This is a genomic window from Okeania sp. SIO2B3 (assembly GCF_010672525.1).
Taxonomy (GTDB): Bacteria; Cyanobacteriota; Cyanobacteriia; order Cyanobacteriales; family Microcoleaceae; genus Okeania.
Window position 1 is genome coordinate 331,348 of the sequence record NZ_JAAHGH010000008.1, and the last position, 14,028, is coordinate 345,375.

A 14,028-nucleotide genomic window follows, 5' to 3' on the forward strand; every position below is an offset into this window, starting at 1 on the left:
AATTTCATAGAGCTACATTAGTTAAATTTCTAGGAGATGATAGTATAAGGTTTTAATATATGAAAGTAGGCGATCATGTTCGCGTTAATACCTCTGTTATTGTTTATATTCATCCTGAACATAAAGGACAGCCATTTGATCTGAAAAATCAGGAAGGAGAAGTGATTGGTATTGTCAATGAATGGAAAGGCAGACCAGTTAGCGCTAATCTACCAATTCTTGTCAAATTTACAGAAAAATTTAAAGTTCATCTTAAGGAAGAGGAATTAGAACTTATATAGCAGAAGAAAGAAGGAAGAAGGAAGAAGGAAGAAGGAAAAATCTGGCGTTGTCTGAGTTTTAAGCTTTTGATATGTCCGCGCCCTTTGTTTCGACTGCTATAGAATAACCTAAAGTGAATACTGAATAGGATTTATGGGGCATTGTCCCCATTTATTTTCCTATTTTTTGACTTTAGGGTGAATTAATTGCAAGAAAAAACCAAAAATATTAATATCACTCTGCATTTTTTGTAGTTCTTTTTGGTGTTTTTCAGCCATCTCATAATACCACTGACAATAATTTTGAAAATCTTCTCTATATTTGACTTCTTGATAAAATTCCTGAGTAGTTTGATAAATTTGAAAGATTTCTGTAGCAGGTGAATTTGCTTCTGGAAAGATGCTTCTTAATTCTGGAGGCATTGATAGTAATTCCTATTTATTAAGTTTATATAGCAATCTTATTTGAGTTGTGAGATACTGTAGATTCTAGGGAATAGGGAATAGGGAATAGGGAATTAGAAACACTGAAGCAATAAAATTATCACAAATGATTTAGGATTGCTATATAGTATTTTTATCTAGTATTCAGCAAGATTTTTCTCTGTTGACTATTCCCTAAAAAATCATAATATCTCTTCAACAATTAATAATTAATAATTAATAATTAATAATTACCTCTCCTTGAAAAGAAGAGGATTGATTCAAAGGAAAATTTTTCTTTATTATCCCCTTAAAAGGGGAGGCTTTAAACCAAAATTTTTCTGTAATTCAGATAATATTGCTATAGATTAAATCCTTGTTCTATCCTAACGACAAAAAATCATAATATCTCGCAATTCAGATAATATTGCTATAGATTAAATCCTTGTTCTATCCTAACGACTGATATTATGTCCGGTTGAATAGTTATAAATAACGAGATAGGAGTCAGGAGTCAGAAGGGAAGAAGAATAAGGAAGAAAAGGAAATGAAGGGGAAAATTTTTTCATCACTAATTATCCGGACATGATATGACTACTAAAAAAATATTATAACCAGCCTCGCAGACCATATACTATTATACCTATATATTCTTTTAAAGCTTTAGTAGAATTTTGTAAATTTGCAGCATCAGGAATAATATTTAAGAGAATTCCTTGCCAACTATCTTGTTTTTCCTGTAAGTCTCTTTCGGTAACTAAAAAATCTGTTGGTGCAGGAATTACTGATATTTTCTGTTTTTTGAAGACCAACATAGAACGTGGAGTATGCAGTGCTGAAGTTACTAACAAAACATTGCCTTTAATTTCATTTTTCTCTAAAATTTGTTTAACATTAACAGCATTTTGATAAGTATTGAGAGAGTCAGTATCTTGTAAAATTGCTGTTTTTGGTACTCCCATAGTTTCAGCAATTTCTGCCATATCTCCAGACTCAGGGTTCCCTCCATCTTTCCAATCAACTCTACCCCCACTTAATATAATTAAAGGTGCTTTACCCTGCTGATATAATCTTATTCCATGTAAAATGCGATCGCCTGCTTCACTAAAATCTACCCAAGGTCGGGGTGAATTTGCAGGTTTAATTCCACCACCTAAAACAACAATTGCTTCTGCTGATGGTAATTCTTTCGGCGGTAAATTTTGCCATTCTAAAGATTTAATCAGCCCTTGAGAAACCCACGAATTACTAAACGTAAATGTTACTGTAAATGCCAAAAAAATTACTAATGCTGACCATTTAGGATACCACCACAATAAAATAAAAGCTATCAGCATTAGCAGGCAAGATAATCCCAAAGGATAAATAAATAAAGGGAGTAATTTAGAAAGAAACAAAAACATTATAAGTTAGAGATTAGTATTTTTTTCGAGGTTTCTGATATCTTCTTGAAGAAACTTGACTTGACCTGAAAAACCAACTTAAGATAGAAACACCGCTACGTTCTCTAGGTTTTTTTGGCCATATTTTAGGTAGTTTAGGTGGTTTAGGTGGTTTTGATTCTTTTGGAGAATCTACAGGTTCAGCATCTGCTTTTTCTGGAATTTCTGGTATTGATTCTATTTGTAACCAATACCCTAATAAACCAGCAGAAATACCTCCTATTACGCCAAATATAATACTTGATTTGATTGTATATTCTAGGAGGCTAAAGCTAATGCTGAAAAATAGAGTAGCTGCTAGTCCTGTAATTAAGCCTGTTGATATTGATTGTTTATCCATGCTTTGGCCAAGGCATTAAGTGATTGATGTTTGAAAAATTATATCAAGTTCGCTTAAATAGGCATATTAAATTTAAATTCTGACTTCTGGCTTCCGTTAATTGTCAAATAAATGGCTTTCTTACATGAATTACTGATATGCCATACAATACAATTACAGTTAGAGTTCTGCTTAATGGATAAGACACAATCAAACTGAAGAGTCAAAGAATGTCTGAAACAGGTTTATCAAAAAATCAACCAAAAGATTTTGACGCTCCTATAGAAAAATCTGAGAAATCGAAAACTGAAGAAGAAATTTTACATCTTAGAAATAAACGTGATGAATTACTTGCCGAACAGCAAGAACTTATTTCATCACTTCATGCTAAAGATGAAAATTTTTCTGTAGAAAGCTTTTTAATTTGTAATATTAATATTTTTACAAATGATTACTTTACAGAAAATAGAGAGTTATTACAGAGGCTATCCCAACTATCTCTTAATGAAATAGATGAATTTATAGATGCCCAATCAGACGATGACTATAAAAGGGAAACGTTTCTATATTATTACAAGAAATCCAGGGAAATGTATGAGCGAGTATTCAAATATTTTGAACATTTAAATGATCAGCCAGAGTATCTATTCTCTAATCTTATGTGGATACTTGACGTCGGGTTCAATATAGAACTGTTTGTTCATACTAAAGAAAGACAGAACTGTAGGGGAGCTATTTTTAATCTTGAATCAAATTTTGGATATAAAAATAGAATGGGGATGCTTTTGACATCCCTAGCATTTAAATCTTCTAAGATTTTTTTTAACACTCTATTTCACGAACTAGCTCATAGGGTTTATTACATTGAGTTGTACAACGAAGGTGTCAAGGAAATTAATCATGTAGAACATGAATGGTATGCTTATTACTTTGATAAATTTTTACAGTATTTCTTCCCCATTGAATTAAATTGGCTTGACGACATTTTTGAAGAAGATATATTTAAATCAGCTGAAGAAACTTTGACAGACAATCCATTTTTTTTGCAGGAAATATTTCAGTCTTCAACAAAAGACATAGAAGATATATATTTTGCTATGAAAAGTGTTGATGAATCAGAGGCACTATACTCACATAAAAAACTAAAAAAGAAATATTACAGAGCAATTAAAGCAACAGAAATACCAAGAAACTATAGTTCCATCATAGAATATGTTTGGTTTTTTGACGAAAAACTTGTAAGCCTTTATAGAGCTGGTTCCTTAGAACTTGAAATGGTTAATTGGACAATATTAATGCTACTAATTATTTACTCTAGACAATATGAACAAAAGTATCATGGTGAAGACAATATGATTTACAACAATATTATATTTACTCCGGTTGGTGATTTAGACGAAGCAGGAGTCTCAGAGTTAAAGCGATATGCTTCTACTCTTATACAAGGATACGAGGTTGAATAGTCTGGTTTCTAAGAGGTAATTAAAGGATGAATAAAGTCAAACAGGAATTAGAAAAGATTCTTTTCGATCAACTAAATTGCAATTACAAATTTATTTCAAGCACTAATACTTCAGAATTGTTCCAAATTATTAGTCATGGAATCGAGTATTCAGAAACTTCTAATTTTAATGAAGCAGTTAATATAACATCAATTGGAGAAGCTAAAAGCCGTTCATTGACATACTCCCGGCGCTGAATTAAAAATTACAGCGCGGGATTCTCACACATCTGTGATTCTTGATTCACCGACACCACTTACTATTTCCGGTTGCCCATCTACAGCAGAGGTGGTAGTCTCCTCAAGCGTTCCCGAATACTCGGAGGTTCCTGAATGCCCTTCAGTACCTTTGATCTGATTACACTCCACATCTAGAATCTTCATCCCTTTATTTAAAATGTTCCATGCCGCATTTGTATCCCGACATATTTCAATCTTGCATTTAGGACATTGATGAGTTCTAGTACTGAGAGATTTCTTCACTCGATGACCACAACTTGAACAGTCTTGGGATGTATAATTCGGGGCCACAGCAATTACTGTCTTATCCCAAACTTTCCCAAAATAATCTAACCATTGAGTGAATTGATACCAACTTGCATCAGAAATAGACTTAGCCAAATGATGGTTCTTGACCATGTTTTGTATCTTGAGGTCTTCATAGACAATCACATCATTAGAGTGAACTACGCACCGGGCTAACTTTACTGCCCAGTCTTTACGCTGTCTTGTCACCTTCAGATGGCACTTCCCCAGTCTCATCCTGGCTTTGTGATAGTTGTTTGATTGAGGTTTTTTACCTTTAACAAATTTTCTTGAGAGTTGTCGCTGTAGTTTCTTGATTCGTTTTTCAGCCTGTCTTAAATACTTGGGATAAATTGCAGCATTGTCGTTTTGGTCTTTATAGAAATAAGTCAGACCTAAATCAATGCCTACAACATTCCCGGTATAGTTCCCTGTTTCTTTGCGGTGAGCGTCAAAGCAGAATTGAGCATAATAACCATCAGCTCTTCTGACAACTCTTACCCTATTGATTTTCAGTCTAAATAAGTCCTCTCTGGTTTGATGATTACAGAATAGAGAGAACTTACCTGCTTGAAAACCATCGGTGAAATTAATAGTTAAACAATCTTTTGATAGTTTCCATCCAGAGGTTTTATACTCAACTGAGCGAGAATGCTTTTTGAATTGAGGATAACCTTTGTTTTTGGCTCCTTCTCTACAGCGACGATAGAAGCTAGAGATTGAATTCCAAGCTCTCTGTGCTGATGCTTGACGCGCCATTGAGTTCAACTTTTGAGCAAAAGGAAACTCCGTTGCCAGTTCTTTACACAGCACAGATAGACGAGCTTTATTTACATCTGGCTCGTCGCGCCATAATCTAACTGCTTTGTTTCTAATGAATTGAGCAGTTCTGATCGCCTGTTCTAAGGCTTGATATTGTGCCTTAGACCCGTTTAATAGCTTGGCTTCTCTAATAATCATGCTTTAATCTTACCATTATATAGCAGAACTTTTGGCGATCTGCATTATTTTTTTGTTGGTCGCAATTCATCCCAACACCAAACTAGCGTTATGGTGTGGGCCTTCTTGCTCCATTTAGGTAAAATATATCATCAGGTTTAATGTAGAGGATTTGTTTGAGTATATTGCTGGAACTATTATCACGATAGCAGGTTCAGTTACAATGCCTTGGGTTATTGTTCTTGGATTCTTGATTCTTGTCAAGCAGCTCTACACAGCAAGCCAAATAGATATTGATGAAAATACATCCAAAGTCTTATGGGGGATGTATCTTATTGACTCTGATAACTGTCAAGAGTATTCTGGAATTTAGATTTTGAAAACATTTTTGCCAGCTTAAATCTAGAGCTAAACAAAAAAGGATATTCCTCATTGTCTATAGGAGAAGTAAAAGAGTCTCTTAGAAAACTCGAAGAACTATACATAGTTGAAAAAATTGGAGATGAATGGGAAATTATTGAATTGATTCAAGTCAACAAAGTTATGGAGAACTAATTTGAGCAAATATCACTATTTGTAAGCCACTACCAAATTTTAAAATTGCAGTAGAAGATAGGGAGCAATTGCACCTTGGGATTTTAATGATGCGGACTGCCCCCCTATTTAATTCAATTATGGCATTCAATTAACGATTACCCTCCCAAACCTAAAACATTCTGTAATAGCGTTTGGTCTTCACCTTTGACTTGAAAGCGTCCACTTTCAATATCTCTAATCCAACTTTGACTTTTTCCAAGCATAGTTGCCAACTGTCTCTGACTTAACTGCTGATTTTTTCTAGCAGTCATAATTTGTTCCCCACAGATCGCAGCCAGCTTTTTCGTTCTTTTGCGTTTATTAGAATAACGTAGCTTTTGTTTTTCAAAATCTGCTAAGTGTTTATCCCATTCTTCGGGCAATTTAAACCAGAGGATACGAGCATTTAATAACATATTCCACTTACCTCTGGGCCCGCTATCTGTTAATCTTGTATTTTTACTACCATCATCAATCCAGAAATCTAAAGCTTCTTCACCATCATCAGGCAAGGCAGCTAACTTTGCCCACATTGGCTGAATTTCTTGGGGGTAAGTTTCGGGGTCAAATTCGGGTTTAAGTCCATAATGATTGAGAACTTCCAAATCGCTTTCAAAAGTTCTAATTAGTCGTTTTCGATCATCCCTAGAAGATGATGCTCGTATGACTTTTTGTTCGCCATAAGCTACTCGCATTAGGGTCGGTACAGTTAACCGTTGTTCCCTACCCATTTTGGTTTTAAATAATAACCATAACAGCATTCGAGCAGTACCTTCATGTTGCTGCCAAATACTCATTACTGTAGTTAATATAGACTGAGGCAAAATGCCGTATTGATAAAATGCTTTGCCCTGCTTGCAATCTTCTCTATTAAGGAAATACTTAGCCCAAAGACCAGCTTTAACTCTAAAGGTAAGACCAACAAGATGTTTACATCCTGTAGAATCTTCAGAAAAGTGATGTTGGATGTCTAAGATATGCCATAATTGACTTTCTGGTAATGAGAACGCATTAATTCTGCCCTGCTGAGGCCAATCAATAGTAGTAGTAATGTTACAAGGTTGTTGAGCTAAGTTTTTAATTAAACTCAGTTTAGTTGCTTTCGATAAATCTTTGCGTTTTTCTAACCCTAAGTATCTTTCAATTTGTTGGTCATCGATCGCAAATTCTTGCTCCCATGGTTTATCAAGAACTGCTGCATGAGCAGCATAAATTAGGTGGAGACAAGCTGCTCTGATATCCATTGCTGGTATATCTGTGACTTTGATGGCACCATCATTTATAATTTTAGATGAATACTCCACATCTTTGATGCTGAAACTGATTGAACCCTGACCTTGTTTAATAGAACGCTGATAAATCAGTTTACCTTCTGCATTCACTGTCCAAGGTAATGATTCTCTTTGCGTCAGAATGTTGCAAGCTTCCCAGACCGCGATCGAAGAAGCAAAAGGACTATGCTTGCCATTGGGAAATAAATTAGAGCTTGTGGGTGTTCTTGTCTCAGCTTTATATCTACCTTTTTTGGCTTTAGTGGGAACAGGACTACTAATAGAACAGTGAATTACACATTGAGGTTCTTCGTAATAACCCTCACAGCTATTACATAGATCGGGATTAATTGAGTATTGTTCATCTTCTATAATTATTGCACCTGTTGGGCACTGCATTTGGGGTATACAGGTGGCACATGAGGTGCAGTTTTCAGTGATTTTATGAGTCATAACACGCCCCTGTGATTGCTTTTGAGCAGTTTTTCGTTAGTTATACTACTCTTCATCTTGTAAGTTCATTTAACTGATTAATCATATTGATGTCCTGATTGCTATATAACTAACTATACATGGAGTGAAGATATCAAATCTTTTATTTGTTGTTGATTTAAGTATTTTCACTTGAGCTTATATTGACGCTTTAATAATAAGATTTAATATTTCATAAATTTTTTAGATTAAATGTTCATAATGAGCAAATTAATATTATTTTTATTTTTTATAATTGAGTAATTATAGGATTTTTATAGTTATACATTTAACTTGCAATAGTTAATAACTATAATTATTATTTTGTTGCTAATTTATAATAAAAAAAATTAAGGATAAATGCCAAACAAATATTTTTAAGTTCTATTTGTCCGCATTTAATCCCATAAATTAACTATTCATCTTGTCAAAATTTAGATAAATTCCTAACATTCTAGTTTGTTTTTTGTAGTATTTACTTGATGACCAACTTGTAATCTACCTCTTGGAAGGTAAATATTTTTTTGTTTAAGAATTCTCCTAACTTGAGTACCACTAAGTTTTATTCCTGTTTTTTGAGCCAGGTAATTTGCTAAACGTTCTCCACTCCAGTTTTGAGATTCATAACCGAATTGATGAGGAGATTTTTTGCTGACTTCTATTAATAACTGAATGTACTCATCTGTAGCTTTGCGAAAGTTACCATGCTCTCGCCGATCTCGTAAACTATCTAATCGATCTGGGTCTCCATGTACACACCAATAAGCAACTGTTCTATAAGAACAACCTATAAATGCAGAAATTTCTGAATAAGTTTTTCCGTCATTTAATAGAAGTAACATCAATACTCGTTCTCGGAAATGAGAGCAATTACCTTCTTGTAAGGCTTTTTGCAATCTTTTCTTTTGCATTGAACTAAGAAAATCTTTAGCAGGCATAACAGCTACCTCAGTTTAACAACTTAATGCAACTTAGCTGCACTATATATAATCCGCTTTTTGACACCCTCTAAATTGAGAAGATAAGCTACGACTCCAGATTCAGACAAAAGTTTACCTCTTGTAGTCTGCTACGCTAGAAACTTCTTTCTATAGAAGTTCTATAGAAAGCATGAAGAACCGGATTTAACTTAAGCTTGTATTCTTAACAGTGAATCTGGCCATAAAGAGAAAAAAAGACATACGTTTGTCTTACCAGATATATAGTTATAGTCATTCCAGTTAAGATTGAGACACTTATACCTTGATATAATCCTGAAAAATAAGGGATTTATCCGTCTCATTTTTATTTGACACTACTGTACTGCTAATAACAACATATTACTTTTTTGTAAAATCTTTTCCTGTCAAATAACTAACAGTTTATTCTGTGATAGTTAGAATCACTAAAATGACTTCCGCATCTTTAGATGTGTAGATACTTAATCTTGTTGATATAAGTAGAATGCTGGTAGATAGCGGAGAATCACACTATGCTTACAGCAGTTTTCCTGCACAGTAGACCACAGTAGGGACGTTCCATGGAACGTCCCTACTGGGCGCGTGATTGTGACGTAAGGTCATCAATATGAAAAGCGCTGTAATGTCTGTTTTATTTAAGTAGCTTGACCCATACCATTTTCTATGGTAGTGGTATTTTGTAGAGCAAGCTTTTTCTGAATTACGTTAGGACATTGTTGAGGACTGAAACTTTTTATATAGAATCAGGTTATACAGTATATGTTTATCATTCTATCCACATTTTCCCATCTCCCTATATCTCCCAACTATATAATAAGTATTCAACCGGATCTGATATTAGGGGTAAATTTTTGACTGTAATCAAGTGTTTCTTACTCAGTTATTTGCGTAGCATTTCTACCTTAAACATCTATTCATTGTAGAGTAAAGTTGCACAAAAAAAGTCAGGGAGTTCAGACTTTGGGTGAATAATTTCACTAATACACCTGAAGCTGATACTCCACAAACTTCTATATTAATATTTCTGAGTTGATATTCTTCCTAACTCATACAGCTGCAGCAGCATGAGTGAAGCATTTCTTACCACAAATGTTAGCGCAAGCTTCACATCCGATACAGTCATCTGCATTAGCAATAGTCATAACTTTCCGTAATACTTCATCATCATCATCATCATCGTCTACAAACTCTCCATGTTCGTTGAGGGGTCTAAGTTCTAGAACATTTCTATGACAAACTTTAAAGCAACGACCACAACCTAGGCACTTATTCATGTCAATAGATTCGACATACTGAGGAGTCCAAGCTGTACCACCTTTAGTTAAAGCTGTTAATGTTGCCATCGGTTCTTCTCCTTAAATTAATAGACTGAATGTTTTGTTTTGTTTGCTTTGTTCCATCTTTTTATATAATAGCTATTTACTCTAGTAAAAAAGTATTTTTTTATACTTTTTTCAGGTTTTTTGTAATATTTGATTATGGCTTTTTTTGTGTATTTATTTATTAGAAAATATTTGCAATTATTGCTAGATAAATATACCTATAAACGTAAGCATTTCCTGCAGACTGCTGCGCAAACAGCATTCAGAGTCAGCTAGTTTCTTACAGAGAAACTGCGTTATCAGCTCTTGAAAAACACTTACATTTCCCGCCACAGAGTTGTATGAATTGAACCCAAACTTATCGTTCTCGTGGTTTATTCTCTGATTAAAAATGTAATATAAGTTAAACGAATGCTTGCTTGATTTATTAAAAAGCTAAGAACTGTTTGCGCAGCAGTCCGCAGGAAATACTTACTTTAGATTTAATCAGCAAACCCTAATTACTTATAGTAATAATAAAGTTTTTATTTGTATTTTTGCTCTAGCCCTTGCAATACTTATAGCGCTGTGCGCAGGCAACAGGCAACCCACCCCTAACCCCTCCCAGGAGGGGAATAAAAAAACTGATAATATAGGACTTTTAGCTATTTGGCCCCTCCTGCAATTTGTAAATATACCAGCGCTCATTGCTATATATGCATATATGAGGGCTAAAGCCCAACTACGAGGCGGATATAACACCTACGACCTAACAGTTACCGAATAATTAAGGTTTAAATCCTCTCCTTTTCAAGGAGAGGTAATTATTAATTATTAATTATTAATTGTTGAACACCTTCTTCAATTTCCGGCCTTAACTGGAATTAATATTTCAAATAATGTACCTTCATTTTGGTTAGATATACATCTCAGTTCTCCCTTATGTTTTTCGACAACAATTTGGTGAGAAATTGATAGTCCTAGACCTGTACCCTTGCCCACTGGTTTGGTTGTAAAAAACGGGTCAAAAATGCGATTTTGAACAGATTCGTTAATACCATGCCCATTATCAGAAAGGGAAATTTTAACAAAATCTTGATTTATTCCTGGTTCTGATTTTTGAGATATTTCTGTTTTGATGGTAATAATTCCTGGTTCTTCTTGTTCTTCAAAAGCATCTATGGCATTAGCAATAATATTCATAAATACTTGATTTAACTGACTAGCATAACACTCAATCTTGGGTAAATTTCCATAGTCTTTAACTAAAGTTATATCTGGTCTTTTTTCTGTAGCTTTGAGACGATGTTGTAAAATTAATAAAGTGCTATCTATACCAGAGTGAATATCTACTTTTTTCATCTCTGCTTCATCTAAGCGAGAGAAATTTCGTAAAGATAAAACTAACTCTCTAATTCTATTAGCTCCTATATTCATTGAATTGACCATTTTAGGCAAATCTTCAATCAAGAAATCTGCTTCACACTCTTCGGCAAAATCTTGAATTTCTGGAATTGGATCTTGATAGTTTTGTCGATACAAATGCAGTAAATGTAGTAAGTCTCTAATGTAGTTATTTGTATGAAGAAGATTGCCGTATATAAAGCTAATTGGATTATTAATTTCATGGGCAATACCAGCAACCATTTGACCTAGACCAGACATTTTTTCTGCTTGTACTAATTGAGCTTGAGTCTTTTGCAATTCTTTTAAAGCTTTTTCTAATTGCAATGCTCTTTCTCGTTCGCGTTTTTCTGATTCTCGTAGTGCAATTTCTCCTTGTTTTCGTTCTGTGATATCACGAATAATTGCTAGGACTTCATCTTTATCACTTTTGACATAACGAGCTTCATAATGATAGAGGTTATAATTAATAATAGTAGAATATTCTGCTGCTTGCACTTTATCAGTGCTGAGAGTAAGCTTTAAATAGTGTCGAGTCCAAATAGCTAAATCTTGGGGAAATATTTCTTCTATAGTTTTCCCGAGTACTTCTGATGCTTTGGGGGCATTTTCATCATCTTTTGATGGGTAGAAGTCGAGAAAAACTCCTTTTGAGTCAAGGCGTAACATTAAGTCGGGAATAGCATGGAGAAGACTATGGTTGCATTTTTGACTTTCTTGTAGTGCTTCTTCTACTCGCTTGCGTTCGGTGATGTCAAATCTAATGGCTAAGTATTGATAAGGTTGTCCGAGGTCGTTTAAAAAAGGTACGATAGTTGTATTAACCCAATAATAGCTACCATCTTTAGCCTGATTTTTAATTTCCCCTCTCCACACACGACCAGAGCTAATAGTAGACCACAAATCTTTAAAAAACTTTGGGGGATGATATTTAGAGTTAAGCAGACGATGACTTTTTCCAATTAACTCTTCTCTAGAATATTGAGATATTTCATAAACTTTATCATTCACATATTGAATAATACCTCTTTGGTCTGTAATGGCAACGATCGCTGCTTGATCTATAGCAAATTTGATATCAGATAGTTCTTTGAGGGTTTTCCGCAGTATTGCTTCTAGTAAGCGACGTTCTGCTATTTCCTGACCGTGGCTAGTTAAGTTTTGTAAATCGTGATTTTTTTCAATGAAGGATGCTACCATCTGATTTATCTGGTAATTCTCATAATCAGATTGATTTAGAACTTGATTAGCTTCCATTGTTTTTTTGTGACTCCTGGTTGAATTTTGATGCAATGCTAATATTTCTGACTCCACTTTCAGGTTGAGAATTATTTGTAGCTTTTTGGCTCGCAACCTGTAAATGTGAAGCTAGTTCTGATCTAGCAACTTAAATTTTGGTCCATTAATTATTACTAGCTTAAATATATATATGAAATGCTTATATTAGTATTCAGAGCATATAATTTTTCTACCTTAGAGTTTAGTTAAATTGATTACTAATATATCAATATTTAGGTAAATATTTATTGCTGATTGTTAAAGATATTCTATACAAATATAAATATTTAATCCAGTTATTCTGGATACTAAAGTTTCTTTAAAGGGATTTTTACAAGGTCAGAAAAGACTATTTAAAGCTTTTTTTTTGTTATATCCCCCTATTTAGTTAGATTTAGTGGGAACAAAAAATCTCTTAAAGCATCTATAATTAATAGAGATTTATTTATTATTTTTTGTAAAAAAAACTACAAAAATTTAAAGATTTTTGATGTAATCAAAAACATTAAGTAAAACAAAAATATTAAGCAAAACTGAAAATATTTCCTGAATTTGAGACTATAAAATAGTAATTTTCAAAAGTCGTTTAAATTTAGCATGAAGGTAGAAAAGTTAAGAAAATTGATGCAAAGTATTCCCTCAGCTCACTTGTCAGTTGAAGTAGCACTCAGCACTCAGCTAGCCTCCTATGGTGGGAACTACGTTATCAGCGATCAGCTTCTAGTTGCGTGTATAATGGGGGACTCAAACCCCCATAAAAAGCGCACCATGCGCTTTTTCAAATAAGCGTGGGGGACTTACAGCGGTTTTCCTACACGGTAGACCACAATAGCAGGCAATAGGCAATAGGCAATAGGCAACAAACAACAGTGGGAAAAACATTTCCCTGTCTTAGGGTTGACAGCGGTTTTCCTACACGGTAGACCACAGTAGTGACTTTCCATGGAACGTCCCTACAAAATTTTGCTTGTGAAGATGTGGTTTATCAATGAGCAAAAGCGCTGTAAACCCTTGAATTTGAGAGCGCGACAGCTAAATACTGTTTGCGGAGCATTCTGGAACGAAAAAGCTGATAGCTAGTTAAAATGTAAGCATTTCCTGCGGAATGCGGAGCTAACAGCCGTCAGCTATCAGCTATTGCTTTTAGTTTTAGATAAAAGCTTTACCGAAAAATTGTGGTTTAAAGCCTCCCCTTTTAAGGGGATAATAAAAAAAAATTTTCATCTCTTTGTCAATCCTCTTCTTTTCAAGGAGAGGTAATTATTCATTATTCATTATTCATTATTCATTATTGAATAACTAAGTCCTGATTAAATCTAGATCAAAAATAATTATATCATGACTGAGATAAAATGAATA

General features: G+C 34.0%; 11 protein-coding genes. 3 read left to right on the forward strand and 8 right to left on the reverse strand.

The genetic code is table 11. The features are described 5' to 3' along the window. Positions 1–59 precede the first annotated feature (59 nt). Complete coding sequence (locus tag F6K15_RS10635) at positions 60–281, forward strand: ferredoxin-thioredoxin reductase variable chain (RefSeq protein WP_293060549.1); 222 nt, start codon at positions 60–62, stop codon at positions 279–281. A 159-nt stretch (positions 282–440) separates the two neighbouring features. Here the strand turns inward: F6K15_RS10635 and F6K15_RS10640 are convergent, their stop codons facing one another. From F6K15_RS10640 to F6K15_RS10650, 3 genes are all read right to left on the reverse strand, one after another. Continuing rightward, positions 441–683, reverse strand: a complete 243-nt coding sequence (locus F6K15_RS10640) for a hypothetical protein (protein ID WP_293060551.1) — start codon at positions 681–683, stop codon at positions 441–443. 608 nt (positions 684–1,291) lie between these two features. Further along, positions 1,292–2,086 carry a YdcF family protein gene (locus F6K15_RS10645; protein WP_293060553.1) on the reverse strand — a complete coding sequence of 265 codons (795 nt, stop codon included), beginning with the start codon at positions 2,084–2,086 and terminating at the stop codon, positions 1,292–1,294. Positions 2,087–2,099: 13 nt separating this feature from the next. Beyond that, positions 2,100–2,465: a hypothetical protein gene (locus F6K15_RS10650; protein ID WP_293060555.1), complete on the reverse strand. Its 366-nt coding sequence runs from the start codon at positions 2,463–2,465 to the stop codon at positions 2,100–2,102. Between the two features lie 209 nt (positions 2,466–2,674). Between F6K15_RS10650 and F6K15_RS10655 the strand changes: the two genes are divergently transcribed. Then, positions 2,675–3,907 carry a hypothetical protein gene (locus F6K15_RS10655; protein ID WP_293060557.1) on the forward strand — a complete coding sequence of 411 codons (1,233 nt, stop codon included), beginning with the start codon at positions 2,675–2,677 and terminating at the stop codon, positions 3,905–3,907. A gap of 260 nt (positions 3,908–4,167) precedes the next feature. Here F6K15_RS10655 and F6K15_RS10660 read toward each other — a convergent pair whose 3' ends face one another. Then, complete coding sequence (locus F6K15_RS10660) at positions 4,168–5,430, reverse strand: transposase (protein WP_293060559.1); 1,263 nt, start codon at positions 5,428–5,430, stop codon at positions 4,168–4,170. Positions 5,431–5,841: 411 nt separating this feature from the next. On the opposite strand from F6K15_RS10660, the gene F6K15_RS10665 reads away from it, so the two are divergent. After that, complete coding sequence (locus F6K15_RS10665; RefSeq protein ID WP_293060561.1) at positions 5,842–5,964, forward strand: hypothetical protein; 123 nt, start codon at positions 5,842–5,844, stop codon at positions 5,962–5,964. A gap of 137 nt (positions 5,965–6,101) precedes the next feature. Here the strand turns inward: F6K15_RS10665 and F6K15_RS10670 are convergent, their stop codons facing one another. The 4 genes from F6K15_RS10670 to F6K15_RS10685 form a co-directional block, all read right to left on the reverse strand. Further along, the gene (locus tag F6K15_RS10670) at positions 6,102–7,655 is read right to left on the reverse strand and encodes a helix-turn-helix domain-containing protein (protein ID WP_363267692.1); all 1,554 of its coding nucleotides are present in this window, start codon (positions 7,653–7,655) and stop codon (positions 6,102–6,104) included. A gap of 518 nt (positions 7,656–8,173) precedes the next feature. After that, positions 8,174–8,665, reverse strand: coding sequence for a helix-turn-helix domain-containing protein (locus F6K15_RS10675; RefSeq protein ID WP_293060565.1), 492 nt, complete (start codon positions 8,663–8,665; stop codon positions 8,174–8,176). A gap of 1,067 nt (positions 8,666–9,732) precedes the next feature. Further along, on the reverse strand, positions 9,733–10,029 hold the full coding sequence (fdxB, locus tag F6K15_RS10680) for a ferredoxin III, nif-specific (protein ID WP_293060567.1): 297 nt from the start codon (positions 10,027–10,029) through the stop codon (positions 9,733–9,735). 819 nt (positions 10,030–10,848) lie between these two features. After that, the gene (locus F6K15_RS10685; protein WP_293060569.1) at positions 10,849–12,744 is read right to left on the reverse strand and encodes a PAS domain S-box protein; all 1,896 of its coding nucleotides are present in this window, start codon (positions 12,742–12,744) and stop codon (positions 10,849–10,851) included. Positions 12,745–14,028 lie beyond the last annotated feature (1,284 nt).

Coding starts and splice junctions, on each gene's coding strand:
- F6K15_RS10635 (WP_293060549.1), top strand. CDS start 60: ATGAAAGTAGGCGATCATGTTCGCGTTAATACCTCTGTTATTGTTTAT.
- F6K15_RS10640 (WP_293060551.1), bottom strand. CDS start 683: ATGCCTCCAGAATTAAGAAGCATCTTTCCAGAAGCAAATTCACCTGCT.
- F6K15_RS10645 (WP_293060553.1), bottom strand. CDS start 2,086: ATGTTTTTGTTTCTTTCTAAATTACTCCCTTTATTTATTTATCCTTTG.
- F6K15_RS10650 (WP_293060555.1), bottom strand. CDS start 2,465: ATGGATAAACAATCAATATCAACAGGCTTAATTACAGGACTAGCAGCT.
- F6K15_RS10655 (WP_293060557.1), top strand. CDS start 2,675: ATGTCTGAAACAGGTTTATCAAAAAATCAACCAAAAGATTTTGACGCT.
- F6K15_RS10660 (WP_293060559.1), bottom strand. CDS start 5,430: ATGATTATTAGAGAAGCCAAGCTATTAAACGGGTCTAAGGCACAATAT.
- F6K15_RS10670 (WP_363267692.1), bottom strand. CDS start 7,655: ATGCAGTGCCCAACAGGTGCAATAATTATAGAAGATGAACAATACTCA.
- F6K15_RS10675 (WP_293060565.1), bottom strand. CDS start 8,665: ATGCCTGCTAAAGATTTTCTTAGTTCAATGCAAAAGAAAAGATTGCAA.
- fdxB (WP_293060567.1), bottom strand. CDS start 10,029: ATGGCAACATTAACAGCTTTAACTAAAGGTGGTACAGCTTGGACTCCT.